Raw genomic sequence first — 26,449 nt, forward strand, 5'->3', positions numbered from 1 at the left:
GAATGCCCGAGGGTCACTCCGTCCACCGCATCGCCAACCAGTTCACCCGGCACTTCGTCGGCAAGCGGTGCGAGGTGTCGAGTCCGCAGGGGCGGTTCGCCGCCGGGGCCGCGCAGCTCGACGGCAAGCGCATGGTCGCCGCGCGGGCCGTGGCGAAGCAGATGTTCCTGGAGTTCGAGGGCGACCTGTTCCTGCGCGTGCACCTCGGCCTCTACGGCGCGTGGGACTTCGCCGGCGTGATCTCGTCTGCCGAGGCGCTGTCCGAGGACGGCGACGGCGAGGAGTCCCTCGCCTCGATCGGCGCGCCCCGGCTCGCCCGGTACCGGATGGCCGAGCAGGAGAAGGTCGAGGACCCGATCGAGTCCTTCCCGCCGGACCCCGTCGGGCAGGTCCGGGTCCGGATCCTGACCGAGGACACCGTCGCCGACCTGCGCGGTCCGACCGCCTGCGTCGTCGAGACCCCGGCCGAGGTGCAGCAGGCGCTCGACAAGCTCGGCCCGGACCCGATCAACGACGACGGCCCGGAGGCCGAGCAGACGTTCGTGGACAACGTCCGGAAGCGCAACGTCGCCATCGGCCAGCTGCTCATGGACCAGTCGGTGGTCGCCGGGATCGGCAACATCTACCGCGCCGAGCTGCTGTTCCGGCAGCGCATCGACCCGTACAAGCCGGGCAAGAAGATCACCGTCAAGCAGGCCAAGGCGCTGTGGGCGGACTGGTCGAAGCTGCTGCACGACGGCGTCCGCGACGGCCTGATGATGACCATGGACGGCCTGTCCGACGCCGACCACGAGAAGGCGCAGCGCTCGCGGAAGGACCGGCACTGGGTCTACCACCGCCAGGGCGAGCCCTGCCGGGTGTGCGGCACCGAGATCCGGATGGCCGACATGGCCGGCCGCAAGCTCTACTGGTGCCCGAAGGACCAGAAGTAGCGGGACTCAGAGCTCGCGGTGGGTGAACCGTCCGGCGATCGCGGTCGCGAGCACGTGCACGTCGCGCAGGGCCGCTGACGAGGCCGCCAGCGGATCGGACCCGACGAGCACCAGGTCCGCCACGTCGCCGACGGCCACCGTGGTGCGGCCGCCGTCGGTCGACCCGCGCCACGCCGTCAGCGCGGTGAGCCGCTCCGCCGGGTGCCAGGGTTCGCGGCCGTCACGGTCGCGGCCGACCGCCGCGGACATCGACACCCAGGGGTCGAGCGGCGCCACCGGGGCGTCGGACCCGAGCAGCAGTCGGGTGCCGGCCCGCGCGAGCGAGGCGAAGGCGAACGCGCGCTCGGTCAGGCCAGCCCAGTGCCGGTCGGCGACGTCGCGGTCGTCCATCGCGTGCTCGGGCTGCACCGACGCGGCGACGCCGAGCCGTGCGAACCGGTCGACGTCGGTGTCGGCGACCAGCTGGGCGTGCTCGATCGTGCCGCGTGCGCCGACGGCCTCGAAGACGTCGAGCGCGAGCGTGTTCGCCCGGTCGCCGATCGCGTGCACGGCGGGGACGAGTCCGCCGTCGACCGCGCGCCGGGTCATCGCGACGAGGTCGTCGAACGGCCAGGCCAGCACGCCGGACCCGTCGGCCATCGCCGCCGTCCTGGTGCCGAGCGACCCGTCGGTGATCACCTTGAAGGGCCCCATCGTGAGCAGGCCGCGGGTGCCCTCGACGACGTCGCCGGTCCGGAGCCCGCGCGCGAGCACCGCGTCGAGCTCGCCCGGGTAGACCCCGGAGGACACGCGCAGTCCGTCGGTCCCCGCGTGCACCCGGCGCACCCACCGGTCCAGGCCGAAGCGCATCTCGAGGTCGACGACACGCGTCACCCCGCGGGCTGCGGCGGCCTCCACCGCGTCCGCCACCCAGCCGTCGAGCACGGCGTCCGGCACCTGCGACAGCGCGCCGGTGACGTCGAACGCGTCCTGCTCGCGCAGGACGCCGTCCTCGCCCGCCGGCAGCGGCCGGCCGAGCACGACGGCGAAGTGCGCGAGTGCGAGGGCGTTGCACCACACCGCGTGCAGGTCGCCGCTGATGACGACGACCGGGAGGCCCGGTGCGGCCCCGTCGAGCAGCGCGCGTCGTGCGGGGCGCGGCCACATCCCGTCGCGGTAGCCGTGTCCGACGAGCACGCCGTCCGTCCCGCCGGTTCGCGCGGCCGCGGCGAGCAGGTCGGCGGTCGCCTCGGCCGAGTCGCAGCCGGAGACGTCGACCCGGCGGCGCACCAGGGCCCACTGGTCGAAGTGCGTGTGGTGGTCGACGAGGCCCGGGCCGAGCCAGGCGCCCCCGGTCTCGACGACGTCGGTGTCCGGGCCGGCGGGGTCGAGCGTGCCGGCCGGCGCGACCTCGGTCACCCGGCCGTCGACCACGCGGACGTCGGACGGCGCGCCGGAGGTGCCCACCCGCCGGACGGTGCGGAGCAGGACCTCCTGCGTCCCCGCCGTCACGGCCGGACCCGCTCGATCTCGTCGGCGAGCGCCGGCGACGCGTACGGGCCGTCGCCCCGCAGGCCGGCGAGGATCCGCTCGACGACCTCGGGGGCCTTGTTCTGCGAGAGCTTCGCGCGGGCGTCGACCCGTGTGACCCGGATCCGGATCCCGACGGTGCCCTTCGCCATCCGGCGGGCGGTCTCCTCGTCGACCTGCAGGGACACCGGCTCCGGCATGACGCGCTCGAAGTGGTCGACGAGTTCGCCGAGCACCCGGAAGTTCTCGTCGTCGGACAGGATCTCCGGCGTGCCCCACACGTGTGCGGTGACGTGGTTCCAGGTGGGGACGAACTGCTCCGGCGGGTACCAGGCGGGGGAGACGTAGCCGTGCGGCCCCTGGAAGACGACGAGCACCTCGTGCTGCCCGAGCTCGTGCGCGACCTCGTCCGGGCGGCCGACGTGCGAGACGAGCACGAGGTCGTCCGGGTCCTCGTCGGGACGGGGCTCCTCGAGCAGGAACGGGTAGTGCGAGGCGACGATGCCCGATGCGGTGTGCGACACGATCGTGGCCCAGGGGTGCTCGGCGACGAGCCGCCGGACCTCGGCCGGGTCGGTCATCAGGAAGTGGGGTGTGTGCCGCATGCTCCGAGCGTGGCACAGCAGCCCGCCGGGGCGCGAGCGGCGGGGTTTCCGTCGTGTTTCAGCGCGGTAAAGGTTTCAGAGATCATTGAAACAAGTCTTGTGGTCGGGATTCGCCGGCCCCTAGGTTCCTCGACAACGACGGCCGGGCAGGGACCCGGCCGCACCGATCGAGGAGCAATCATGCGACGCAGGACGATCACCGCGCTGGCCGCGGCCGCCACCGTGGTGCTGGTGGCCACGGGCTGTTCGGCCGGCGGGGACGCCGACTCCGCCGCCGGCGGCGGCAGCCTGGTCTACGCCACCGGGGAGCCCGACCACCTGACCCCGGGACGCCAGACCGTCGCGTTCACGCAGACCCTGGCCCTGTTCGCCCCGCTCACCGAGACCGACGCCGACGGCGAGCTCCAGGACGTCGCCGCCGAGAGCGTCACGAGCGACGACGCCACCACGTGGACGATCACGCTCCGCGACGGCTGGGAGTTCCAGAACGGCGAGCCCGTCACGCCCGAGAGCTACGTGAAGGCGTGGAACCACACCGCCTACGGGCCGAACGCCTGGGAGAACAGCGGCCAGCTCGCCGCGATCGTCGGCTACTCGGACCTCAACCCCGCGAAGGGCACCCCGACGACGAAGGAGATGTCCGGGCTGCGGGTCACCGGCGACGACACCTTCACCGTGACGCTCACCCACGCGGACAGCCAGTTCCCGCTGCAGCTCAGCCAGGCGCAGACCGCGTTCTACCCGATGCCCGAGGCCGCCTACGACGACCTGAAGGCCTACGACGCGAAGCCGATCGGCAACGGCCCCTACGAGATGACCGAGGCGCGGAAGGCGAACCAGGAGTTCACCGTCAGCGCCTGGTCCGGCTACCAGGGCACGAAGGCGAAGACCGACGAGGTCACCTTCCGGCCGTACTCGGACATGAACACCGCCTACACCGACGTCCTCGCCGGCAACGCGGACGTGCTGTTCCTGCCGACCGACAAGATGACGAGCGCCGACGCCGACTTCGGCGACCGGCTGCACTCGTTCGACGCCCCCGGCATCGACTACCTCGGCTTCCCGCTCTGGGACGACCGGTACGCCGACCCCGACGTCCGCCGCGCGATCTCGATGTCCATCGACCGCGACGAGGTGAACGACGCCATCTACGGCGGCCTGTACGAACCCGCCACCGCGCTCACCCCGCCGAACATGTCCGGCACGCAGGAGGGCATCTGCGGCGAGGCGTGCGAGTTCGACCCGGCGGCGGCCAAGCAGCTCCTGGCCGACGCCGGCGGGTTCGACGGCTCGATCACGCTCGTGTACCCGGGCGGCAACGGCCTCGACTCGCTGTACGAGGCCTACGCGAACCAGATCCGGCAGAACCTCGGCGTCGACACCGAGGCGAAGGCCACCACCGACTGGGCGTCGTACTACTCGCAGCTCACCGACAAGGAGATCGAGGGCCCGCACTTCGGCCACTGGGGTGCCCTGTACGCCAGCCAGCAGAACACCCTCCGGGCGCTGTTCACCACCGCCGGCGGGTGCGCGCCCTGCACCGGGTACTACCAGTCCGACCAGGTCGACGAGCTCCTGGCGAAGGCGGACTCCGCCGGCTCCCAGGACGAGGCGAACGACTACTACGCCCAGACCCAGGAGGCCGTCCTGGCCGACTTCCCGGTCGTGCCGACCTTCTTCGACAAGTACTCGTACGTCGTCAGCGAGAAGATCGCGTCGCTGCCCGCCGTCGACGGCAGCCCGGTCGTCCCGCAGATCACCGTGCAGTAGGGACCGGCACCACCACATGGACCAGCGCACCGTCCTCCGCCTCGCGACCTCGGTCCCCGACCGCGACGGCTTCCCCCTCGTCGACGACCTGCACGCCCGGTTCGCCGCGCTCGCCGCGGCCCACCCGGACCGGGTCACGGTCACCCGCATCGGCACCAGCCGGCTCGGCGAACCGCTCCACAGCTACCGGATCGGGTCCGGGTCGCACGCCGCCGTCGTCGTCGGCGGCGTGCACCCGAACGAACCGATCGGCTCGTGGACGGCGCTGCACCTCGCCGAGACGATGGCCACCGACACCGCGACGGCCGACGCGCTCGACACCACCTGGCACGTCGTCCCGACCATCGACCCGGACGGCATGCGGCTCAACGAGGCGTGGTTCCACGACCCGCACGACCGGGTCCGGTACGCCCGGGGCTTCTACCGGCCAGCGCCCGACAGCCAGGTGGAGTGGACGTTCCCGAACAGCCACGGGTCGGTGTACTTCGACCGGGTGCTCCCGGAGACGCTCGCGTTCATGCGGCTCATCGACGACACCGAGCCCGAGCTGCTCGTGAGCCTGCACAACGGTGAGATGGGCGGCGTCTACTACTACCTGTCCGAGGACCTGCCCGACGTCATCGACACCCTGCACGCGGTCCCGGCCGCGCTCGGGCTGCCGCTCGACACCGGGGAGCCGGAGTCGCCGTACCTGCGCGCGTTCGCCCCCGCGGTGTTCGCGATGGAGGGGGTCGAGGCCGCGTACGACTACCTCGAGGGGCTCGGCATCGACCCCGGCGAGCACATCCACGGCGCCTCGAGCGCGGCGTGGGCGATGCGCCACGGGGCCCTGTGCCTGGTGGCGGAACTGCCGTACTGGAGCCACCCGGACGCCGACGACCAGACGCCGACGACCGAGCCGTACGCCCACCTGCTCCGCCGGTGTGCCGACGCCCTCGGCGCCTCGGGCGCGGAGCTGCAGGAGGTCCTCGACGCCGCGACGCCGATGCTCACGATCGAGACACCGTTCCTCGAGGGTTCCCGCGCGTTCATCCCGATGATCGGCGGGATGACCGACACCGACCGTGCCCGTGCCGACCGCGAGCCGGCGGAGCGGATGGCCACGGTCGCGGAGCGCTTCGGCTGCGAGGACCTGGTCCGCTGCTTCCGCCTGCGCTACGGCGGCATGCTGCTCCGCGCGCTCGAGGCCGAGACCGTCGCCGGCACCGCCCCTGCGCCGCTGCGGCGGCTCCGCGACCGCCTGGCGGAGCGCTACGCGGTCTGGCAGGCGGACGAGGCGACCGGCGCCGAACCGATCCCGATCAGCAAGCTGGTGGGGGTGCAGTACGGGGCGATCCTCGCCTGCGCGGCGCACGTGGCGGACCCGACCCGCGCCTCCCGACCGCAGCTGGTCACCACGGGACGGACGGGAGGCGCGTGATGCGTCCGGCGCTCGCCGTCGGCCGTCGGATCGGCGGCCTGGTCGTGGTGTTCCTCGGGGTGACGTTCCTCATCTACGCGATGACCTTCGCGCTGCCGGGCGACCCGATCCGGGCGCTCGGCGGCGACCGACCGCTCAGCGACGCGGTCGTCCGCGCGCTCCGGGCCGAGTACCACCTCGACCAGCCGCTCTGGGAGCAGTACCTGCGGTACATCGGCGGGCTGTTCCGCGGCGACTTCGGCACCGACTTCAGCGGTGAGTCCGTCGGCGAGCAGATGGCCTCGCGGTGGCCGGTGACGGTCACGCTCGCGCTCACCGCGTGGGCGCTCGAGATCGTGCTCGGCATCGGACTCGGCGTGCTCTCCGCGCTGCGCCGCGGCACGGTCCTCGACAAGACCGTGCTCGTCGGCACGATCGTCGTCGGCGCGGTGCCGGTCTTCGTGCTCGGGGTCGCCCTGCAACTCGTGTTCTCGGTGCGGCTGCACTGGTTCCCGGTCGCCGGTGCGACCGCCGGGTGGCCCACCGCCTACGTGCTGCCGGCCCTCGTCATCGCCCTGTTCGGGCTGGCGGCGGTGTCGCGGCTGACCCGCACCTCGGTGATCGAGACGCTCGACGCCGACCACGTGCGCACCGTGCGGGCGAAGGGGCTGACCCCTGGTCGGATCGTCGGCGTGCACGTCATGCGGAACTCGCTCATCCCGACCGCCACCTACCTGGCGACCGACCTCGGCTACCTGATGGGCGGCACCGTCGTCATCGAGGGCATCTTCAACCTGCCCGGCGTCGGGAACCTGCTGTTCCAGGGCATCCGCTCGCACGAGGGCGCCGTCGTCGTCGGGATCTCGACCGCCCTCATCCTGGTGTTCCTCGTCACGAGCGTGCTCGTCGACCTGCTGCACGCCGCCCTCGACCCCCGCGTCCGGACCGGAGCCGCCCGATGACCACCGCAGCCCTCAGCGCCACCGTCGAACCCGTCGTCGCCGGTCGCCGGCGCCCCCTGCTCGCCGTCGTCCGCACCCCCGGGTTCTGGCTGCCCGCCGGCGTCCTCGCGGTGGTGCTCCTCGTCGCCGCGTTCCCGCAGCTGTTCGCGGGCCTGTTCGGCCACGGCGACCCCCGTGCGTGCGACCTCGGCCGGAGCGGCGACGCCCCGACCGACGGCCACCCGTTCGGCTTCGACCTGCAGGGCTGCGACGTCTACGCGAACGTCGTGCACGGCACGCGGTCCTCGGTCGCCGTCGCCGTGCTCACCACGGTGCTCGCCGGTGTCGTCGCGGTCGTCGTCGGGACGGTCGCCGGCATGGTCGGCGGCTGGGTGGACGCCGCCCTCGCCCGGCTCACCGACGTGTTCCTCGGCTTCCCCTTCCTGCTCGGCGCCGTCGTGGTGCTCAACAGCGTGGGGGAGCGGTCGGTGCTGACGGTGTCGCTCGTGCTCGCCCTGTTCGGTTGGCCGACGATGGCCCGGCTCGTGCGGTCGAGCGTCCGCAGCGTCCGGAACGCCGAGTTCGTGCTCGCCGCCCGCACGATGGGGCTGTCCACCTGGCGGATCACGACCCGGTACGTGCTGCCCTCGTCGGTCTCGCCGCTCCTCGTGCTCGCGACCATCACCGTCGGCGGGGTCATCGTGTCCGAGTCGACGCTCACCTACCTCGGCATCGGGCTCGAGCGGCCGGCGGTCTCCTGGGGGCTGCAGCTGTCCGCCGCCACCTCGCAGTTCCTCCGCGCCCCGCACATGCTCGTCGCGCCCGCGGCGTTCCTCGCCGTGACCGTGCTCGCCGTCATCGCCCTCGGCGACACCCTGCGCGCCGCGCTCGACCCACGCCGACGCTGACCCGCCGCGCGGCACCCGACCCGCGACGGTGTCGCACGCGGCACCCGACCCGCGACGGTGTCGCGCGCGGCACTCGACCCGCATCGGTGTCGCGCGCAAGACTCGACGTACCGCTCTCGAAAGGACCACCGTGACCGACACCCTCGCCGCATACCGCACGACCCTGCCCTACGTCCACGACTGGGTGTCGTACAAGGTCTGGCAACTGCGCGTGCCCGGCGTGCAGGTCGCCGTCGGGTACGGCGGCGAGGTCCTGTTCGACGAGGCGTGGGGCCACGCCGACGTCGAGGCCGGGCGCCGCCTGACCACCACGGACCTGTTCCGCATCGCCTCGCACTCGAAGACGTTCACCGCGACGGCGCTGCTGCAGCTCGCCGAGCGCGGGGCCCTGCGCCTCGACGACACGGTCGGCACCCACCTGCCCGCACTCGTCGATGGCGGGTCCCCGATCGCCGACGCGACCATCCGCGAGCTCATGGAGATGGGCGCCGGCGTCATCCGCGACGGCCACGACGGCGACTACTGGTCGCTCCTGCGGCCGTTCCCCGACGAGCAGGAGCTCCTCGCACTCGTCCTCGACCGCGGCCAGAAGGTGCCGACGGGTTCGTCGTTCAACTACTCGAACCTCGGCTACTCGCTGCTCGGGCTCGTCATCGCGGCGGTCTCCGGCCGGTCGTACAACGACTTCGTCCGCGAGTCGATCACCGAGCCGCTCGGCCTGCGGAACACCGGTCCGGACTGGGACCCGACCCGTGCCGACGACTTCGTGGTCGGGTACACCGGCTTCCACACCGCACGGCACCGGCAGCGCATCGAGCACGTCGACACCCGGGCGATGGCGGCCGCGACCGGCTTCCACGGCACCGCGTCCGACCTGGTCCGGTACTTCTCCCAGCACGTCATCGGCCAGGGCACCCTGCTCGACGACCACTCGAAGCGCCTGGCGCAGCGCAAGGCCTGGAGCGCCACCGACGACCCGGCCGCCCGCGGCTACGGCGCCGGCTTCATCGTCGACCGCATCAACGGGCGCGAGGTCCGCGGCCACTCCGGCGGCTTCCCCGGACACATCACCCAGTCGCTGTTCGACCCCGCCTCCGGCCTCGTCGTGTCCGTGCTGACGAGCGCCGCCGCGGGGCCGGCGACGCTCATCGCGACCGCGATCATCGAGATGCTCGACGCCGCGGCCGACGCCGACGCCCCCGGCACGCCCGTGCCCGACGACGTCGACACCGCGGCCTACACCGGACGCTTCGCGAACCCGTGGGGCGTCACCGACGTCGCCCGCATCGGCGACCGGCTCGTCCTGGTGGACCCGTCCGCACCGTCGCCGCTCGAGAGCCCGACCCGGCTCGAGGTCGTCGACGCCGACACCCTCCGGATGACCCACGGCAACCGCTTCGGGTCGGTGGACGAGGACGTCACCTACGACCGTGCCGCCGACGGCACCGTCCGCTCGATCCGCGGTGGCGGCGGCATGTCCGAGGAACCGTGGACGATCCCGGTCGAGTCGCCCGAGGTGGCCGCAGGGCTCGCGTCGTGACCGGCCCGGGGGCGTCCACGGGGGACACCGGCGGCGCCGACGACCGGCTGCTCGAGCCGGAACGGCAGGCCTTCGTCGAGGAGTTCGCCCTGATGCTCAACGACGCCGCGGGCATGCCCCTCACCGACGCCCGGGTGCTCGGCTACCTGCTCGTGACCCGCGCGCCGCACTCGTCCTCCGCCGACCTGCAGGCGGCCCTCGGTGCGAGCTCCGGGTCGATCTCGATGGCGACCCGACGGCTCGTCGAGACCGGGTTCGTGAAGCGCCACACCGTCCCCGGCGAGCGCAGCCACTACTTCCGCGCCGAGGCCGACGTCTGGGGCTCCTGGCTCGCCGGGGAGCGCAAGTACCTGGACCGGCAGCGCGACGTCATCGGCCGGGGGCTCGCGATCGTCGAGTCCGCCGGGCGCACCGCCGCGGGGGACGTCGACGCCGAGGTGCGCGAACGCCTGCTGAACGGCCGCGACTACATGCAGTGGCTGCAGGGCTACCACCACGAGATGCTCCAGGAGTGGGAGGCGTTCAAGGCCGCCCGCGACGACACCGACCGATCGGAGACCCCATGACCGACGTCCTGCGCGTCGACCACCTCACCGTCACCTTCGACGTGGACGGCACCGAGGTGCGCGCGGTCGACGACGCCTCGTTCACGGTCGGCCGCGGCGAGGTCGTCGCCGTCGTCGGGGAGTCCGGGTCGGGCAAGAGCATGACGGCGATGACCGCGATGGGCATCGCCCCGGAGGGTGCCCGCGCCTCCGGCAGCGTCCGCCTCGGCGACCTCGAGGTCGTCGGCGCCGACGAACGGGCCATGCGCGGGGTCCGCGGCCGCAGCGTCTCGATGGTCTTCCAGGACCCGTCGGCGGCGCTCGACCCGGTCTTCACCATCGGCTTCCAGATCGCCGAGTCCGTCCGCCGCGCCGATCCGGGGCTGGACCGTGCCGCCGTCCGCGCACGCTCGGTCGAGCTGCTGCGCGCCGTCGAGGTGCCGGAGCCGGAGCGTCGACTCCGGCAGTACCCGCACGAGGTCTCCGGCGGTCAGGCGCAGCGGGTGATGATCGCGATGGCGCTCGCCGCCGACCCGGACCTGCTCATCGCCGACGAACCCACCACGGCGCTCGACGTCACGGTGCAGGCCGAGGTGCTCGACGTCATCCGCGCGCTCCGGGAGCGCACCGGCACCGCGGTCCTGCTCATCACCCACGACATGGGCGTCGTCGCCGACATCGCCGACCGGGTGGTCGTCATGCGCCGTGGTCGCGTGGTCGAGACGGGCACGGTCGGCGCCGTCTTCGCCGCGCCGACCGCCGAGTACACGCGCGACCTGCTCGCCGCGGTCCCGCGCATGGGCACCGGGTCCGGTGGGGAGGCCCGGCTCGGCCCCGCCACGACGCCCCCGTCGCCCGTCCTCGACGTCCGGCACCTCGTGGTCGAGTACGGCGGTGCCCTGAGCGGTCGCTTCCGCGCCGTCGACGACGTGTCGTTCTCGGTGGGGCGCGGCGAGATCGTCGGACTCGTGGGGGAGTCCGGCAGCGGGAAGACGACCATCGGCCGGGCCGCCGTCGGCCTCGCGCCGATCAGCTCCGGCTCCGTCGTCGTCGACGGCACCGACGTGGCGGGAGCCAGCCGCGTCGGTCGGCGCGCGATGCGACGGCACGTCGGCGTCGTGTTCCAGAACCCGCTCCGCTCGTTGAACCCCCGGTACACGGTCGGGCAGACCGTCGCCGAGCCGCTCCGGCAGATCCTGCGCCTGCCGACGCCGCAGGTCGACGAGCGGGTCGACCGGCTGCTCGCCGACGTCGGACTCGACGGCGGCTTCCGCGAGCGCTACCCGCACGAGCTCTCCGGCGGCCAGCGGCAACGTGTCGCGATCGCCCGCGCGGTGGCGCTCGACCCCGCGCTGCTCATCGCCGACGAGCCGACGAGCGCCCTCGACGTCTCCGTGCAGGCCCGGGTGCTCGACGTCTTCCGCGAGCTGCAGGAACGCCTGGGCTTCGCCTGCCTCTTCGTCACCCACGACCTGGCCGTCGTCGACACGCTCTGCGACCGGGTCGTCGTGCTGCACCACGGGACGGTCGTCGAGCAGGGACCGCGCGACGCCGTCCTGCGGTCGCCGAGCGACCCGTACACGCGGCGGCTCGTGCAGGCGGCGCCGGTACCGGACCCCGACGAGCAGGCGGCGCGGCGTGCGGTCCGCCTCGCCGAGCGGGTCGGTTGAGCACTCGGCTGACCGACCGGTGCAACAACGCCGCGGCTGACGGTCTCGGTTTGTGAACTCCGGCGTTCGTGAACCGAGAACGTCAGAGGCTGGGGGATGACCGCCACCGCGCGCTGACCTGGCGCCGTCCGCACAGCCCGGATCCCGCCGGAGCCGAATCCGACCCGCCCCGCCCCGCCTCAATCTGACCAGCCCGTTGGCGGTGGCGGTGGCGGTGGCAGTGGTGGAGTCGATGGCTGCGGCTGCGGCTGCGGCTGCGGTGGTGGCAGCGGCGCTGGCGGCGCCGGTGACGCCCGTTGCCGGCCATCCGCCCCGGTGCACTCCGCCGCCCGATCGTCCTGCATGCGGGGTCTTGCGCGGCTGACGGTTCTGGTTGGGGAACCGTGGGATCCGTGCACCGCGACCGTTATCGGCGGCTGGTGATGATCGCTTTCCGTGTTGCTTCGTCTGCCGCCCGTTCGTCCTGGCTGCGGGGTCCTGCTCGGCTGACGGTTCTGGATCATGAATCGTGGGATCCGTGCACCGCGACCGTCAGCGGCGGCTGATGATGATCGCTCCCCGTGTTGCTTCGTCTGCCGCTGGGGAGGACGTCTCCTTTCTGCGCGGCTGACGGTTCTGGTTGGTGAATCGTGGGATGCGTGCACCGCGACCGTCATCGGCGGCTGGTGATGATCGCTTCCCGTGTTGCTTCGTCTGCCGCTGGGGAGGACGTTTCCTTCCTGCGCGGCTGACGGTTCTGGTTCATGAATCGTGGGATGCGTGCACCGCGACCGTCATCGGCGGCTGGTGATGGTCGCCTTCCGTGTCGCTTCGTCTGCCGCGGGGGAGGACGCTCCTTTCTTGCGGGGCTGACGGTTCTGGTCGGTGAACCGTGGAACCCATGTACCGCGACCGTCAGTCGCGGCGACCGCGACCGATCTCGGGTGCGCGGACGCGCCGCAGCGCCCGCCACATGGACGAGGTGGTGGCGAAGCCGAAGCGCGTGGCGACCTCGGCGGGCCGGTCGCCGCGAGCGAGAGCGGTCCGGACCTCCAGGCTCCGGAACCACCGCCCGAGCTGCGCCGGTGTGCAGCCCGTGGCCTCGGCGCACCGGCGTTCGAGGGTGCGCTCGGACATGCGGACGCCCTCGAGCAACTCCGCGGTCGTGTACCGGTGCTCGGTGTCGAAGACGCGGTCGAGGACGCGCGCGAGGCTGTTGTCCTGCAGCAGCGGTGGCGCGTTGTCGTGGAGCACGGTGGTGACCACGAGCTGCGCGAGCGCGTCCTGCTGCACGCCGTGCCACCGACCACTGTCGAGTTCGCCCAGGTGTTGCAGCGCGAGTACGACGTCGGGTGACGGATGTCCCGCCGGCAAGGTGGTGGCGACGGGCGGGAGTGCGAGGACTTCGGCGGCGAGGGGGCCGAACGTCGCCGATCCGACCACGATGCCGGTGTAGGCGGAGAGGGCCTCGTACGGGAACGTGGAGGAGGGCACGGTCTTCGGCGGTCCGTGTTGCTGACGTGCGGTGCCGACCGTCATCGTCGTGTGTCGTTCGATCAGCGCGGCGCCGCCGGCCGCGACGAGTTCGTCCGTGTCCCCGCGGCGGACCCACACCGGTCGGTACCGGGTCGCGACCCAGCTGTGCGTACCGGCCGGTTCGAGGGCGAGTGTCCACTGGTCGTCGTCGGCGTGGATCGCCGTACCGGAGCGGACCTCGACGCCCACCGCGTCCACCAGAGCCCGGAGTGCATCGCCCATGCACCCGAGCATGGACGATCAACGGCTGACGCCCGACGGCCGGCCGCGACCTGTGGAGAAGTCGAGAGGGGGGATAACCCCACCTGCGTTCGGGAGGGGGCAGGATGGGGGAACAGCCGCGCGATCGCGAGGCTGGGACCATGACCGACACCGACCGCCTCGACCAGGCGCGAACCGTCCCGCTGGACGACGTCACCCCCTCGCCCGACCAGGCCCAGACCGTGCCGCTGGGCGACGCCGTCCCCCTCGGAGCCACGAAGCCCATGCCGCAGTACCCGCGCCCGCACGACCAGCAGCGCCCGGCGTCCTGGAGCGCGACCCCGCCCGTCGGCGGTGGCGGCCCCGGCGGCGGCCCCGGCGCCGGTTCGGGTTCCGGGTCCGGGATCACGGCCGGTGCGTTCTACCGCGAAGCGTGGAAGCGCCTGCCGCGGGACTTCGGGTACATGGCGCTCACCGCGGTGCTGCTGTGCACGCTGTACGCCGCGTTCCCGGCGGCGATCTTCGGCGGCGGCCTCCGCGACCTGTTCAACCCGTTCGTCCTGCTGATGTTCTTCGTCGCGCTGTTCGTCGCCCGGTGGCTCGGGCAGTTCGAGAAGCTGCGCATCGGCTGGGCCGACCCGCGACCGATCCGTCCCGTCGACTGGACGCCGCGGTGGCAGCAGAACTGGTGGACGCGCACGGGCTCGGCGGTCGCGAACCCGCACTACTGGCTGTACCTGCTGCACGCGGCCGTCGTGTACCCGCTCGTCGCACTCGTGACGGTCGGCGCCGGCGCCCTGCTCGTCGTGGGGTTCCTCTGGCCGCTCGCCCTCGGCGTCCTGTACGTCGTGAACGGCAGGGGCTACTACCCCGGTGACGAGGTCCGACTGCTGCTGTCCGTCGGCGGCCTCGGACTGCTCTCGATGGCCGCGGCGGTCGTGCTCTTCCCGCTGTGGGCCCGCGGCTCGGTGCTCGCGCACTACTGGGTCGACCTCGGCCTGCTCGGGGGCTTCCGCGCCGAGCAGCTCGAGCAGCGCGTCGCCGGGCTCCAGGCCTCCCGCGCCGGCGCCGTCACCGCCGAGGGCCAGGCCCTGCGGCAGATCGAGCGCGACCTGCACGACGGCCCGCAGCAGCGCCTGGTGCGGTTGCAGATGGACCTGTCCGCGGCCGAGCGTGCGTTCGAGAAGGACCCGGCGAAGGCGAAGCAGCTCATCGGCGAGGCCTCCGAGCACGCCCGCGACGCGCTCGACGAACTGCGCGCGCTGTCCCGTGGCTTCGCGCCGCCGATCCTGCTCGACCGGGGGCTCGTCGCCGCGCTCGAGGCCCTCGTCGCCCGCTCGCCGATCCCCGTCGGGCTCGACGTCCGGCTGCCCGAGGGGCTGGAGCTCGCGACCGAGATCCAGCGCAACGTCTACTTCACGGTGAGCGAGCTCCTGACGAACACCGCGAAGCACGCCGGGGCCGCGACCGCCGGGGTGTACCTCGGCCTCGTGGTGGACGCCTCCGGGCTCTGGTACCTGACGGTGAGCGTCACGGACGACGGCCGGGGCGGCGCGCGGACGCAGGAGGGGCACGGCATCGCGGGACTCATGGGGCGGATGCGCGCCCTCGACGGCGACCTCGTCGTCTCGAGCCCCGAGGGCGGCCCCACCGAGGCCACGGCCCGGATCCCGCTCGGCGCCCTGAACGGCGTGCCCACCACGCGGGCGTGATCCCGCGGACGTGACCCCACGGGGGCGCCCGCGCTCCCACTAGGCTGGTCGGCATGAGCGACGGCCCGGATGCAGCACGCATCCGGGCCGTCGTCGTCGACGACGCCGTCCTGCTGCGCGAGGGCCTGGCCCGCGTGCTCGACGAGGCCGGCATCGACGTCGTCGGGCAGTACGCCGACGCCCGTGCGTTCCTCGCGACGCTGCCGGACCGTGCCCCCGACGTCGTGGTCATGGACGTCCGGATGCCGCCGACCTTCACCGACGAGGGCGTCCGCGCCGCCGTCGAGACCCGCCGGGTCGCGCCGAGCACCGGGGTCCTGCTGCTGTCGCAGTACGTCGAGGCGACGTACGCCGAGGACGTCCTCGCCGCGGGCGCGACCGGCATCGGCTACCTGCTGAAGGACCGCGTCACGCGCCTCGAGGAGATCGACGACGCCGTCCGCCGGATCGCGGCCGGCGGCACCGTGCTCGACCCCGAGGTCGTCACGCAGCTGATGAGCCGCCGGCGGGACCCGCTCGCCGCCCTGACGCCCCGGGAGCGCGACGTCCTCGGGCTCATGGCCGAGGGCCGCACGAACGCCGCCATCGCCCGCGCGCTCGTCATCGGCACCGGCGCCGTCGAGAAGCACGTGTCGAGCATCTTCGGCAAGCTCGCCCTCGAGGACACCGGAGAGGACCACCGCCGCGTCCTCGCCGTCCTCGCCTACCTCGGCTGACGGCGCGCGTGCACCGGGTCCCCGCTCCGCTCCTCGCCCTCACCGCGATGGTGTCCGTGCAGCTCGGCGCGGCGATCGCGAAGACCCACTTCGACGAGGTCGGGGCCGTCGGCGCCGCCACCCTGCGACTCGTCATCGGCGCGGTCGTGCTCGCCCTCGTGGTCCGGCCACGGGTGCGGCACTGGACCCGCGCGCCGTGGACCGGCGCCGTCGGGCTCGGTCTCGCGCTCGGCGGCATGAACGTGTTCATCTACCTGGCGTTCGCCTCGATCCCGATCGGCGTCGCCGTGACGATCGAGTTCCTCGGACCGCTGGCACTGTCCCTCGTGCACACCCGGCGGTGGCGCGACGCGCTCTGGGCCGCCCTGGCGCTCGCCGGGGTCGTGCTGCTCGGGGTCGGCCCGAGCGCCGTCACCGCCGTCGGCGGGGTGGTCTGGGCCGTCCTGGCCGCGGCGTGCTGGGCCGGCTACATCGTCATGAACCGTCGCGTCGGCGCCGCGATCCCGGGGGTCGACGGCCTCGCCGTGTCGATGGTCGTGGCGATGCTCGTGTCCCTGCCGGCGGGCCTCGGCGCCGCGGTGGACGGGGTCGTGCGGCACCCGGTGCTGCTCGTCGTCTTCGGTGCGGTCGCCGTGCTGTCGAGCGTGCTGCCCTACGCCCTCGAGATGGCCGCGCTGCGGCGGATGCCCACCCGGGTGTTCGGGGTGCTGCAGAGCCTCGGGCCGGCGATCGCCGCCCTGGCCGGGCTCGTCGTCCTCGCCGAGGGGCTGACGGTCACCGAGACGGTCGCGCTCGCCTGCGTCACCGCCGCGAGCGTCGGCGTCACCGTGTCGGCACGTCGCCGCCGCGGGTGACGTGTGGTCTGCGCGCGCAGGCGCGCAGGGGCACGAGAAGAGGAGGCCCCGATCACGCCCGTCACGCGGGCGACGTGATCGGGGCCTCCTGAGAAGTCCGTCTACTCGTCACGCAGGAAGTCTGCGTACGTGGGTTCTGCCTGCTCTCCCGAGAGCAGCGCGGGATCGTTGATCCGGCGCTCGACGTAGGCGCTGATGACCTCCGGCGGGGTGAGCACGTGGGCGACCCAGGACGGCACCGCTGTGTTCTTCATGGTGCCTCCTCTCCGTTGCGGCACTCGGATCGAATGTCTCGATCATTGAGTTGTTTGCCGAACCGGTGTTCCGTAAACGATCCTCGCGGTGTGGTCGGAAGTCAATGCGTCGCGTTCTGCGGACTCCGGTTCGCGCGGTCGACCGGATCGGTGCGGAGCTTCCGGTGCTTCACCGCGGACCGCCACACCCACGCGTTCGCCTGCTGCCCGAACTGCGCCCACTCCACCATGACGGCGTCACGGGTCCAGCTCTTCGCGAAGGCCTTGACCCGGACCTGGAACGTCGGGAACTGGATCCACGCCCACACCGGCACGGGGGTGACGGCGTGGCAGACGTCGGGCCCGCGGGCCTCCTCGGACAGCGAGTAGGCGCGCGGACGTTCGACCTCCGGGTGTTCCGGGGGCTGCCACCGGTTCTCGCGACGCCGTCCCACGACGGTATTCGAACGTGTGTTCGAATGCACGTCAAGTCGGCCGCGCGGGCTGGACCTCCGGACGGGCCGGGGTCGGCGTGTCGTGATCGGCCCGCCGGGGTCAGGCGCGGGCGCGGCCCGTCGACTCGCGCACGCTCAACGTCAACGACGGGCCCGGGCGCGAGGGGAGCGGTGCACGTGCGTCGATCTGCTCGCGCAGCAGGGTGGCCGCGCGCTGCCCGAGCTCGACCGTGTCGCGTGTGAGCGAGGTGATCGACGGTCGGACGAGCCGGATCATCGCGGAGTCGTCGAACGACACGATCGACACGTCCCCGGGGACGGCGACGCCCATCTCGCTCGCCACCCCGAGCCCGGCGACGGCGAGCACGTCGTTGTCGTAGACGATCGCGGTCGGACGCAGGCTGCGCGAGAGCAGGGTGCGGGTCGCGCTCGCCCCGGCCTCGGCCGAGTAGTCGGTGGGGACGGAGACGGTGTCCTCGAGGCCCTCGTCGGCCGCGAAGGCACGGAGTCGGTCGATCCGCATCGCGGTGTGCTCGAACTCGGGCCTGCCGGCGACGTGCGCGATGCGGCGGTGGCCGAGGGCGTGCAGGTAGCGCAGCACCGTGTCGGTGGCGTCGGAGTCGTCGATCCAGACGGTGGGAGCGGCGCCGTCGGGGGACGGGTGCGAGCCGACGACCACGGTCGGCATGCCGAGGTCGGCGAGCAGGGCGAGCCGGGCGTCGTCGCGTCGGGGATCGATCACGATGACCCCGTCGACCCGGTGCCCGCGCCACCAGTCGCGGTAGGTCTCGAGCTCTTCCTCGGCGTCGCGTGCCACGAGCAGGTTCATGCCGACGTGGGTGCCGGCGAGCCCGAGCTGGATGCCCGAGATGAGGTCGCCGAAGAACGACTCCGTGCCCAGGGTGCGGGCCGGACGGTTCAGCACGAAGCCGATGGAGCCGGCCTTCGCGCCGCCGAGCGCCCGGGCAGCGGTGTGCGGCTGCCAGTCGAGTTCGCGGGCGATCTCGCGCACCCGACGCCGGGTGTCGTCGGAGACGCCCGGCCGGTCGTTCAGGGCGAACGACACCGCGCTGATGGACACGCCGGCCCGCGCGGCGATGTCGGCGATCGTCGTTCGACGCTTGGTGGCCACGGGGTTGACTATAGCGCTTTAGTCATCCACAGTGGCTGCCACACACGGGTTCGGTGACAGTGACTGAACCGGTTCAGCTATGACGAGGGAGTCAGACGCCATGAGGACCAGCACACGCACGACGAGGGGCCGCGCCACGGCGCTGCTCGCGACGGCCGCCGCGACGGCACTCGTCCTGACCGGCTGTTCGAGCGGCGGGAACGCCGCGGGCGGCGGCGACGGCGAGATCAGCGGCACGATCACCCTGCAGACGTGGGCGCTCACGCCGACCTACACGGACTACCTCAACGGGGTCATCGACGACTTCGAGCAGGCGCACCCGGACGCGAAGGTCAAGCTGCAGGACCAGCCCGGCGACGGGTACGCCGACAAGGTGCTCAGCCAGGCCTCGTCGAACTCGCTGCCCGACGTGATCAACCTGCCGCCGGACATCGCGTTGCCGCTCGCCAAGCGCGGGTTCCTGCAGGACGTCGGGAAGGACGACTCGAAGCTCGCCAGCACGTACGTGGCCGGCGCGGTGGACTCGTACGAGTACAAGGGAGTGAACGGCACGTTCGGCTACCCCTGGTACCTCAACACCGACGTGAACTACTGGAACGCGACGATGTTCGACAAGTGCGGCCTCGACGCGGACAACCCGCCGAAGACCACCGACGAGCTGTTCGAGCAGGCGAAGACCATGCACGAGAACTGCCCGACCGACTACCTGATGAGCCGGAAGCCCGGCCTCGGCGACTTCACGCTCGCCGGCGTCAAGGTCCTCAACGCCGACGGCACGAAGTTCACGTTCGCCGACTCGTCGGAGGCCGCCGACCTCATCGACCGCTACAAGGACGCGTACCAGGACGGCTACATGCCCTCCAACGTGCTGAACAGCGACTACCTCGGCAACTCCACCCTGTTCACGCAGGCCAAGGTCGCCTGGACCACCGGTGGCGCCACCTCGCTCGCCGACTTCGAGAAGAACAACCCGTCGCTGAAGGGCAAGGTCACCGTCAGCCCCGCGCTCGACACCCCGCCGCTCTACGTGCAGGGCCTGTCGGTCTCGAGCAAGTCGAAGCACCTCGCCACCGCCGAGGCGTTCGCGGCGTTCATGACGAACGCGAAGAACCAGGAGGCGTTCGCCCACCAGGTCAACATCTTCCCGTCCACCACGTCGTCGCAGTCCGACCCGTACTTCTCGAAGGACGACGGCACCGTGAACGGCGAGGCCCGGGTCCTGGCGAACGAGGCCCTGAAGAGCGCGAAGGTCATCAACCCGGTCGAGGCGAACTCCGCGATGACGGACTTCCTCGACCAGCAGATCGCCCTCGCGATGAAGGGCCAGGTCTCGCCGGAGAAGGCACTCCAGACGGCGCAGACCAAGATGAACAGCCTGCTGGCCAACGGCTGATGCGCGCCAACCGCTGGTTCACGCCCTGGCTGCTCGTCCTGCCGGCCCTCGTCTGGCTCGTCGCGTTCAGCCTCTGGCCGTCGATCAACACCGTCCGGCTGTCGTTCACGAACGCCAGCCCGCTGGGGGGCGTGAGCCAGTGGGTGGGCGTCAGGAACTTCGAGACCCTGCTCGCCGACCCGCAGGTGTGGGAGGCGCTGCTCAACAGCGTCATCTACATGGCGGTCTGCCTGCCCCTGCTCACCGTGCTGCCGCTGCTCATCGCGGTGCTCGTGCAGCAGAAGCTGCCCGGGATCGCGTTCTTCCGCACGGCGTTCTACACGCCGGTCATCGCCTCGGCGGTCGTCGTCGGACTCATCTGGACCTGGATCCTCGACGACCGCGGCGTCATCAACGAGATGGCGCAGGCGCTCGGCGTCGTGCAGGGCAGCGTCCCGTTCCTGACCGACCGGTGGCTGCTGCTCCTCAGCGCGATCAGCCTGACGGTCTGGAAGGGCCTCGGCTACTACATGATCATCTTCCTGGCCGCCCTCGGGAACGTCGGCAAGGACCTGCACGAGGCCGCCGCGCTCGACGGCGCCGGCGCGGTCCGCCGGTTCTGGTCGGTGACGATGCCCGGCGTCCGCGGCACCATGACGCTCGTCGGGATCCTGGTGTGCGTCTCCGCGCTCCGGGTGTTCAGCGAGCTCTACATCCTCACCAACGGCACCGGTGGGCCCGGCGGGCAGGACAACTCGCTCGTCATGCTCATCCAGCAGTACGCCCGCGGCTTCACCGGCAACCTCGGCTACGCGTCCGCCCTGAGCCTCCTGCTCTTCGTCGTGACGCTCATCCCGATGCTCGCCCTCGCCCGGATGAACAGCAAGGCGGACAAGTGACGAACACGACCAGCACGACCGAACCCGTCGTCGGCGGCGCGCAGGGTGCTGCCAGCCCGACGCCGGACGGGACCGGCGCGACCGACGCGGGACGGGCCTCCAGGCAGAACGGACGCAAGCGCCGCCGCGCGGTCTGGGGCGTCATGTCCACCCGCGAGAAGGTCCTGCGCTACGCGCTGCTCATCGTGGTGCTCTTCATCACGATCGGGCCGTTCCTGTGGCAGCTGTCCACCTCGCTCAAGGGCGCCGGCGAGGACATCTACACCGCGAACCCGTCGTTCATCCCGACCGAGCCGACCTTCGAGAACTACCTCAAGGTCGCCGCCGCGATCCCGGTCTGGCGGTACATCGGCAACTCGCTGCTCGTCGCCGCGATCGACGTCTTCGGCAACATCGTGTTCGCGACGCTCGCCGGCTTCGCGCTCGCGCGGCTGCAGTGGCGGCACCGCAAGCTCGTGCTCGGCCTGTTCCTCGCCACGCTCGTGCTGCCCGGCGAAGCGACGATCATCTCGCAGTTCGTCACCGTCAAGGACCTCGGCCTCGCCGACAACCTGGTCGGTGTCGCCCTGCCCGGCATGATCGCCGCGCTCAACGTGCTGCTCATGTTCAACGCGTTCCGGCAGATCCCCGAGGAGATCGACCAGGCCGCCGTCATGGACGGCGCCAACGCGATGCAACGCCTGCGGTACATCGCGCTGCCCGCCGTGCAGGGGACCATCGCGGTCATCGCGATCTTCTCGTTCATCGGCGCGTGGGACGACTTCCTGTGGCCGCTCATCGTGCTGCAGTCGCCGGAGAACCTCACCCTGACCGTCGGGTTGCAGTACCTGCAGGGCACGTTCGCGACCGACCAGCGCATGATCGCCGCCGGCACCATGATCGCGTTCATCCCGATCGCCGTGATCTTCGCGGTCCTGCAGCGCTTCTTCTTCAAGGGAGTCGAAGAGGGCGGTGTGAAGGGCTGATGCGCTTCGGGGTCAACTACACGCCCTCGGTCGGCTGGTTCCACTCGTGGCTCGACTTCTCGCCGGCGGACACCGCCCGGGACCTCGAGGCGATCGCGTCGCTCGGCGCCGACCACGTGCGGATCTTCCCGCTCTGGCCCGTCGTCCAGCCGAACCGGACGCTCATCCGGGCCTCGGCACTGCAGGACGTCGCCACGGTGGTCGACATCGCCCGGTCGTTCGGGCTCGACGTCAACGTCGACGCCCTGCAGGGGCACCTGTCGAGCTTCGACTTCGTGCCCTCGTGGCTGGACAGCTGGCACCGCCGCAACATGTTCACCGATCCGGACGTCGTCGCGTCGACCGCGGCGTACGTCCGGGCGCTCGCCGCGGCGGTCGCGGACAAGCCCAACCTGCTCGGGATCACCATCGGCAACGAGGTCAACCAGTTCGCACACGCGCCGCACCCCGCGCCGCACACGATCACGGCGGAGCAGGGGCACGCGTGGGCGGCGGCGATGGTCGCGGCGGCGCGGGCCGGACTGTCGTCCGGTTCGTCCGGCACGTCCGGCCCGTCGTCCGGCCCGTCGTCCGGCCCGTCGTCCGGCCCGTCGTCCGGTCCGTCGTCCGGTCCGTCGTCCGGTCCGTCGTCCGGTCCGTCGTCCGGTTCGTCGTCCGGTCTGGAGGCGCGGCTCGGCGCCGACACGTCTGCCCGGCCCGGCACCGGGTCGCGTCCCGGTCCGCTGGTCACCGTCGCGCAGTACGACGCGGCCTGGTACGACGACGCGCAGCCCTTCGGCCCGGCGCACGCGGCGGACCACGGCGACGCCACGGTCACGCACTCGTGGGTGTTCAACGGCTCGGCGGCGCTGCACGGCGCACTCGGGGCCGGGTCGGTGCGGCACGGGGAGTACCTGCTCCAGCTCGCCGCCGCCTGGAACCGCGACGCGGAGCGGCCGAACTGGCTGCAGGAGGTCGGCGCCCCCACCAACGTCGTCGACCCCGCCGACGCCGCGTCGTTCACCGAGCAGACCATCCGGCACGTGCTCGACGCGCAGCAGGTGCTCGGCGTCACGTGGTGGTGCTCGCACGACGTCTCGCGGAGCCTCGCCGACTTCCCCGAGCTCGAGTACGACCTCGGGCTGTTCACGAACGACGGCCGGCTGAAGCCCGCAGGCGAGGCGTTCGCCGCCATCGCCCGCGCCGGCGACACCGGGCCGACATCGCCACCGTCGACGGCACTCGTCCTCGACGACGTACTGCCCGACGGCGCGGTCCGCCACGGCACCCGCGCGGACTGCGCCCCCGGCGGCCGGTTCGCCGCCGCCTGGCTCGCCCTCGCCGGTACGGCAGCCGACGGCCGCGGCCCGCAGGTCGTGCTCCGTTCCCGACTCGCCGACCACGCACTCCGCTCGGCGCGGGGGATCACGACCATCGTGGAGGTGCCCGACCACCTCGACGGCACCACGCTCACCGTCGCACACCCCGCGACCATGCCCTGACCTCCCACCCCGCCCTGCTGCCGGCAGCGACGCCGGCCCCTTGCGTCCCGGAAGGACCCCATGCACGACGACATCCCCCTGACCACCGGACGCGCCCGACGGGTCCTCGACGAGCGGATCACCCCCGCGGTGCACGCGACCACGGCGGCGTTGGAGACCGCCTGGCACGAGCTGCCGGGGGAGCCGATCCCGCCGACCGAGGGACTCGCGCTCGCCTTCGAGCCCTACGAGGTCGGCACCCCGTGGGGCGCGGCCTGGGGCACGACGTGGTTCCGGCTGACCGGGACGGTGCCGACCGAGTGGGCCGGACGCCGGGTCGAGGCCGTGATCGACCTCGGCTTCGACAAGAACATGCCCGGGTTCCAGTGCGAGGGGCTCGTGTACCTGGCCGACGGTACCCCCGTGAAGTCGATCAACCCGCGCAACCAGTGGGTCCTGGTCACGGAGCGGGCCGAGGGCGGCGAGACGGTCGAGCTCTTCGTCGAGGCCGCATCGAACCCCGTCCTGCTCGACTACCACCCCTTCCTGCCGACGCAGGAGGGCGACGTGCAGACCTCGTCGTCGAAGCGCCTGTACGCCACCCGCCGCATGGAGCTCGCCGTCTTCGAGTCCGAGGTGCACGACCTCGCCCTCGACGTCGACGTCCTGCTCGAGCTGCAGGCCGAGCTGCCCGCCGGGCCCCGCCGCATGCGGATCCTGCAGGCCCTCGACGACGCCCTCGACCGGCTCGACCTGCAGCACATCGCGGAGACCGCCGGCGACGCCCGCGCGGCACTCGCCGACGTGCTCGCCGCCCCGGCCGAGGCGTCCGCCCACACCATCTCGGCGATCGGGCACGCGCACATCGACTCCGCGTGGCTCTGGCCCGTGCGCGAGACGATCCGCAAGGTCGCCCGCACCACGTCGACCATGACCGAGCTCATCGACCAGACCGACGACTTCCTCTACGGCATGTCGAGCGCCCAGCAGTACGCGTGGATCAAGGAGCACCGCCCCGAGGTCTACGCCCGGGTCAAGGCGGCGGTCGAGGCCGGCCGGTTCCTGCCGATCGGCGGCATGTGGGTCGAGTCCGACACCGTGATGCCCACCGGTGAGAGCATCGTCCGCCAGTTCTCGCAGGGGCAGCGGTTCTTCGAGCGCGAGTTCGGCATCCGGCCGAAGGGCGTCTGGCTGCCGGACAGCTTCGGGTACTCGCCGGCGCTGCCGCAGCTCATGCGCCGCGCGGGCTTCGAGTGGTTCTTCACGCAGAAGATCTCGTGGAACCAGGTGAACAAGTTCCCGCACCACACGTTCCTGTGGGAGGGCATCGACGGGTCGCGGGTGTTCTCGCACTTCCCATCGATGGACACCTACAATTCGCGGCTGTCGGGCAGCGAGGTCGCGAAGGCCTCCCGCCAGTTCCGCGAGAACCGCCTGGCCACGGGGTCGATCGCCCCGGTCGGCTGGGGCGACGGCGGTGGTGGCACCACCCGCGAGATGACCGGCACCGCTGCACGCCTCGCCGACCTCGAGGGCAGCGCGAAGGTCCGCTGGGAGCACCCGGACACGTTCTTCGACCGCGCGAAGGCCGAGCTGACCGACCCGCCCGTGTGGGTGGGGGAGCTGTACCTCGAGCTGCACCGGGCCACGCTCACGTCGCAGCACGGCACGAAGCAGGGCAACCGCCGGTGCGAGCAGCTGCTCGTCGAGGCCGAGCTCTGGGCAGCGACCGCCGCCGCCCGCACCGACTTCACCTACCCGTACGACGAGCTCGACGCCCTGTGGCAGCAGGTCCTGCTCCAGCAGTTCCACGACATCCTGCCGGGCACCTCGATCGCGTGGGTGCACCGCGAGGCGGTCGCGAAGTACGCCGAGACGGCCGCGGCGCTCACCGCGATCATCGAGCAGGCGCTCTCGGCGCTCGCCGGTGCCGGGGAGGCGGCCGTCGTCGTGAACCCGGCCCCGTTCCTCCAGGCCGGCGCACCCGCGCAGGGCGCGGTCGTGGCGACCGACGTGGCGGCGGCGACCGCGGTGTCGCTGACCGAGCAGGACGGCGGGTACGTGCTGGCGAACGACCTGGTGCGGGTCGTCGTCGACGCGCAGGGGCTCGTGACGAGCGCCGTGGACCTGGCGACCGGGCGCGAGGCGATCGCGGCCGGCCAAGCGGCGAACCTGCTGCAGCTGCACCAGGACTTCCCGAACATGTGGGACGCCTGGGACGTCGACCGGTACTACCGGAACCGCGTCGAGGACCTGGTGTCGGCCACCGGGCTGACCGCGTCGGTCGACGGCGCCGGGGTCGCCCGGGTCGTCGTGTCCCGCGCCTTCGGTGACTCGACCGTCACGCAGGAGATCGTCCTGGCACCCGGCTCGCGCACGCTGGAGTTCGACCAGACCACCGACTGGCACGAGACCGAGAAGTTCCTCAAGGTGGCGTTCCCGCTCGACGTCCGCGCCGAGCACACCGTCGCCGAGACGCAGTTCGGCGCGCAGAAGCGGGTGACGCACACGAACACCTCGTGGGAGGCCGCGAAGTTCGAGACCTCGATGCACCGCTACGTGCTCGTGTCCGAGCCGGGCTTCGGCGTCGCGCTCGTGAACGACTCGATCCACGGCTTCGACACCACCCGCGACGCCGTCGACGGACACGTCACCACCACCGTGCGGCTGTCGCTGCTGCGAGCCCCGCGGTTCCCCGACCCCGAGACCGACCAGGGCGTGCAGACGCACCGGTACGGCATCGTCATCGGCACCGACCAGCTCGGTGCGACGGCAGCCGGCGTGGTGATGAACGCCGGCGCACGGACGATCACCGGAGCGCACGGCTTCGACCCGCTGGTGCAGGTCTCCGGCGGGGTCGTGCTGTCGAGCGTCAAACTCGCCGACGACCGCTCGGGCGACCTGGTCGTCCGCGTGTACGAGCCGTCCGGGCAGCGGGGGACCGGCGGCATCGCGGTGTCCGAGGCCGAGGCCGGGGGCGCCGCGTTCGGTCCCGCTGCCGAGGTCACCCTGCTCGAGGAGCCGCTGCCTACCGGCTCCGTCGTCGACGCCTCGTCGTTCGCCGTCGACGCCTACGAGGTCCGCACCTTCCGCTTCCCACGCAAGTGATCGATCCA

Annotated in this window: 22 protein-coding genes; 16 read left to right on the plus strand and 6 right to left on the minus strand. The window is 72.2% G+C overall.

Going from position 1 to position 26,449, the window contains the following annotated elements; genetic code table 11:
- Positions 1-2 precede the first annotated feature (2 nt).
- Entirely contained in the window at positions 3-932 is a 930-nt protein-coding gene (locus DEI99_RS05530) for an Fpg/Nei family DNA glycosylase (protein WP_111040696.1), read from the plus strand.
- A gap of 6 nt (positions 933-938) precedes the next feature.
- Here the strand turns inward: DEI99_RS05530 and DEI99_RS05535 are convergent, their stop codons facing one another.
- Complete coding sequence (locus DEI99_RS05535) at positions 939-2,423, minus strand: amidohydrolase (protein ID WP_111040695.1); 1,485 nt, start codon at positions 2,421-2,423, stop codon at positions 939-941.
- Positions 2,420-3,046, minus strand: a complete 627-nt coding sequence (locus DEI99_RS05540) for an FMN-binding negative transcriptional regulator (RefSeq protein WP_071257167.1) — start codon at positions 3,044-3,046, stop codon at positions 2,420-2,422. Before DEI99_RS05540 ends, DEI99_RS05535 begins: the two co-directional genes overlap by 4 nt.
- 180 nt (positions 3,047-3,226) lie before the next feature.
- Here DEI99_RS05540 and DEI99_RS05545 point away from each other — a divergent pair, with 180 nt between their 5' ends.
- From DEI99_RS05545 to DEI99_RS05575, 7 genes are all read left to right on the plus strand, one after another.
- Positions 3,227-4,816, plus strand: coding sequence for a peptide ABC transporter substrate-binding protein (locus DEI99_RS05545; RefSeq protein ID WP_258369197.1), 1,590 nt, complete (start codon positions 3,227-3,229; stop codon positions 4,814-4,816).
- A gap of 16 nt (positions 4,817-4,832) precedes the next feature.
- Positions 4,833-6,236 (plus strand): M14 family zinc carboxypeptidase, encoded by a 1,404-nt coding sequence (locus tag DEI99_RS05550; protein WP_111040694.1) that lies wholly within the window; start codon positions 4,833-4,835, stop codon positions 6,234-6,236.
- Positions 6,236-7,177, plus strand: a complete 942-nt coding sequence (locus tag DEI99_RS05555) for an ABC transporter permease (protein ID WP_111040711.1) — start codon at positions 6,236-6,238, stop codon at positions 7,175-7,177. The genes DEI99_RS05550 and DEI99_RS05555 overlap by 1 nt, the downstream gene beginning before the upstream one ends.
- Positions 7,174-8,064, plus strand: coding sequence for an ABC transporter permease (locus DEI99_RS05560; protein WP_284180964.1), 891 nt, complete (start codon positions 7,174-7,176; stop codon positions 8,062-8,064). Before DEI99_RS05555 ends, DEI99_RS05560 begins: the two co-directional genes overlap by 4 nt.
- A 130-nt stretch (positions 8,065-8,194) precedes the next feature.
- Positions 8,195-9,604, plus strand: coding sequence for a serine hydrolase (locus DEI99_RS05565; RefSeq protein ID WP_258369196.1), 1,410 nt, complete (start codon positions 8,195-8,197; stop codon positions 9,602-9,604).
- Positions 9,601-10,170, plus strand: coding sequence for a GbsR/MarR family transcriptional regulator (locus DEI99_RS05570; RefSeq protein ID WP_111040692.1), 570 nt, complete (start codon positions 9,601-9,603; stop codon positions 10,168-10,170). The genes DEI99_RS05565 and DEI99_RS05570 overlap by 4 nt, the downstream gene beginning before the upstream one ends.
- The gene (locus DEI99_RS05575; protein ID WP_111040691.1) at positions 10,167-11,819 is read left to right on the plus strand and encodes a dipeptide ABC transporter ATP-binding protein; all 1,653 of its coding nucleotides are present in this window, start codon (positions 10,167-10,169) and stop codon (positions 11,817-11,819) included. Before DEI99_RS05570 ends, DEI99_RS05575 begins: the two co-directional genes overlap by 4 nt.
- Positions 11,820-12,713: 894 nt before the next feature.
- On the opposite strand, the gene DEI99_RS05580 is transcribed toward DEI99_RS05575, so the two are convergent.
- On the minus strand, positions 12,714-13,556 hold the full coding sequence (locus DEI99_RS05580) for an AraC family transcriptional regulator (RefSeq protein WP_181434336.1): 843 nt from the start codon (positions 13,554-13,556) through the stop codon (positions 12,714-12,716).
- Between the two features lie 140 nt (positions 13,557-13,696).
- Here DEI99_RS05580 and DEI99_RS05585 point away from each other — a divergent pair, with 140 nt between their 5' ends.
- From DEI99_RS05585 to DEI99_RS05595, 3 genes are read left to right on the plus strand one after another with little or no spacing between them, the layout of a single operon-like run.
- On the plus strand, positions 13,697-15,247 hold the full coding sequence (locus DEI99_RS05585; protein ID WP_111040689.1) for a sensor histidine kinase: 1,551 nt from the start codon (positions 13,697-13,699) through the stop codon (positions 15,245-15,247).
- A gap of 53 nt (positions 15,248-15,300) precedes the next feature.
- Positions 15,301-15,963: a response regulator transcription factor gene (locus DEI99_RS05590; RefSeq protein ID WP_071257188.1), complete on the plus strand. Its 663-nt coding sequence runs from the start codon at positions 15,301-15,303 to the stop codon at positions 15,961-15,963.
- An 8-nt stretch (positions 15,964-15,971) separates the two neighbouring features.
- Positions 15,972-16,817 (plus strand): EamA family transporter, encoded by an 846-nt coding sequence (locus DEI99_RS05595; RefSeq protein WP_111040688.1) that lies wholly within the window; start codon positions 15,972-15,974, stop codon positions 16,815-16,817.
- A 101-nt stretch (positions 16,818-16,918) separates the two neighbouring features.
- Here the strand turns inward: DEI99_RS05595 and DEI99_RS05600 are convergent, their stop codons facing one another.
- The 3 genes from DEI99_RS05600 to DEI99_RS05610 form a co-directional block, all read right to left on the minus strand.
- Positions 16,919-17,071 (minus strand): hypothetical protein, encoded by a 153-nt coding sequence (locus DEI99_RS05600; protein WP_175472103.1) that lies wholly within the window; start codon positions 17,069-17,071, stop codon positions 16,919-16,921.
- Between the two features lie 101 nt (positions 17,072-17,172).
- Positions 17,173-17,505: a hypothetical protein gene (locus DEI99_RS05605; RefSeq protein ID WP_111040687.1), complete on the minus strand. Its 333-nt coding sequence runs from the start codon at positions 17,503-17,505 to the stop codon at positions 17,173-17,175.
- Positions 17,506-17,605: 100 nt separating this feature from the next.
- Positions 17,606-18,637, minus strand: a complete 1,032-nt coding sequence (locus tag DEI99_RS05610; protein WP_111040686.1) for a LacI family DNA-binding transcriptional regulator — start codon at positions 18,635-18,637, stop codon at positions 17,606-17,608.
- Between the two features lie 100 nt (positions 18,638-18,737).
- Here DEI99_RS05610 and DEI99_RS05615 point away from each other — a divergent pair, with 100 nt between their 5' ends.
- Genes DEI99_RS05615 through DEI99_RS05635 form a run of 5 tightly spaced genes read left to right on the plus strand, consistent with a single transcriptional unit; the run spans position 18,738 to position 26,441 of the window.
- Positions 18,738-20,030 carry an ABC transporter substrate-binding protein gene (locus DEI99_RS05615; protein WP_111040685.1) on the plus strand — a complete coding sequence of 431 codons (1,293 nt, stop codon included), beginning with the start codon at positions 18,738-18,740 and terminating at the stop codon, positions 20,028-20,030.
- The gene (locus DEI99_RS05620; protein ID WP_071257209.1) at positions 20,030-20,908 is read left to right on the plus strand and encodes a carbohydrate ABC transporter permease; all 879 of its coding nucleotides are present in this window, start codon (positions 20,030-20,032) and stop codon (positions 20,906-20,908) included. Before DEI99_RS05615 ends, DEI99_RS05620 begins: the two co-directional genes overlap by 1 nt.
- Positions 20,905-21,873, plus strand: a complete 969-nt coding sequence (locus DEI99_RS05625; protein WP_220037112.1) for a carbohydrate ABC transporter permease — start codon at positions 20,905-20,907, stop codon at positions 21,871-21,873. Before DEI99_RS05620 ends, DEI99_RS05625 begins: the two co-directional genes overlap by 4 nt.
- Positions 21,873-23,354, plus strand: a complete 1,482-nt coding sequence (locus DEI99_RS05630) for a glycoside hydrolase 5 family protein (protein ID WP_258369194.1) — start codon at positions 21,873-21,875, stop codon at positions 23,352-23,354. The genes DEI99_RS05625 and DEI99_RS05630 overlap by 1 nt, the downstream gene beginning before the upstream one ends.
- 60 nt (positions 23,355-23,414) lie before the next feature.
- A complete protein-coding gene (locus DEI99_RS05635) occupies positions 23,415-26,441 on the plus strand; it encodes an alpha-mannosidase (protein WP_111040684.1) in 3,027 nt (1,008 codons plus the stop codon).
- The last annotated feature ends 8 nt before the right edge of the window (positions 26,442-26,449 follow it).

It is taken from the genome of Curtobacterium sp. MCLR17_036, from assembly GCF_003234445.2.
Lineage (GTDB): Bacteria > Actinomycetota > Actinomycetes > Actinomycetales > Microbacteriaceae > Curtobacterium.

Excerpts from the sequence above, each read along its gene's own strand:
- DEI99_RS05530 (WP_111040696.1), top strand. The coding sequence starts at position 3 with ATGCCCGAGGGTCACTCCGTCCACCGCATCGCCAACCAGTTCACCCGG.
- DEI99_RS05540 (WP_071257167.1), bottom strand. The coding sequence starts at position 3,046 with ATGCGGCACACACCCCACTTCCTGATGACCGACCCGGCCGAGGTCCGG.
- DEI99_RS05545 (WP_258369197.1), top strand. The coding sequence starts at position 3,227 with ATGCGACGCAGGACGATCACCGCGCTGGCCGCGGCCGCCACCGTGGTG.
- DEI99_RS05550 (WP_111040694.1), top strand. The coding sequence starts at position 4,833 with ATGGACCAGCGCACCGTCCTCCGCCTCGCGACCTCGGTCCCCGACCGC.
- DEI99_RS05555 (WP_111040711.1), top strand. The coding sequence starts at position 6,236 with ATGCGTCCGGCGCTCGCCGTCGGCCGTCGGATCGGCGGCCTGGTCGTG.
- DEI99_RS05560 (WP_284180964.1), top strand. The coding sequence starts at position 7,174 with ATGACCACCGCAGCCCTCAGCGCCACCGTCGAACCCGTCGTCGCCGGT.
- DEI99_RS05575 (WP_111040691.1), top strand. The coding sequence starts at position 10,167 with ATGACCGACGTCCTGCGCGTCGACCACCTCACCGTCACCTTCGACGTG.
- DEI99_RS05580 (WP_181434336.1), bottom strand. The coding sequence starts at position 13,556 with ATGGGCGATGCACTCCGGGCTCTGGTGGACGCGGTGGGCGTCGAGGTC.
- DEI99_RS05585 (WP_111040689.1), top strand. The coding sequence starts at position 13,697 with ATGACCGACACCGACCGCCTCGACCAGGCGCGAACCGTCCCGCTGGAC.
- DEI99_RS05590 (WP_071257188.1), top strand. The coding sequence starts at position 15,301 with ATGAGCGACGGCCCGGATGCAGCACGCATCCGGGCCGTCGTCGTCGAC.
- DEI99_RS05600 (WP_175472103.1), bottom strand. The coding sequence starts at position 17,071 with ATGAAGAACACAGCGGTGCCGTCCTGGGTCGCCCACGTGCTCACCCCG.
- DEI99_RS05615 (WP_111040685.1), top strand. The coding sequence starts at position 18,738 with ATGAGGACCAGCACACGCACGACGAGGGGCCGCGCCACGGCGCTGCTC.
- DEI99_RS05620 (WP_071257209.1), top strand. The coding sequence starts at position 20,030 with ATGCGCGCCAACCGCTGGTTCACGCCCTGGCTGCTCGTCCTGCCGGCC.
- DEI99_RS05630 (WP_258369194.1), top strand. The coding sequence starts at position 21,873 with ATGCGCTTCGGGGTCAACTACACGCCCTCGGTCGGCTGGTTCCACTCG.
- DEI99_RS05635 (WP_111040684.1), top strand. The coding sequence starts at position 23,415 with ATGCACGACGACATCCCCCTGACCACCGGACGCGCCCGACGGGTCCTC.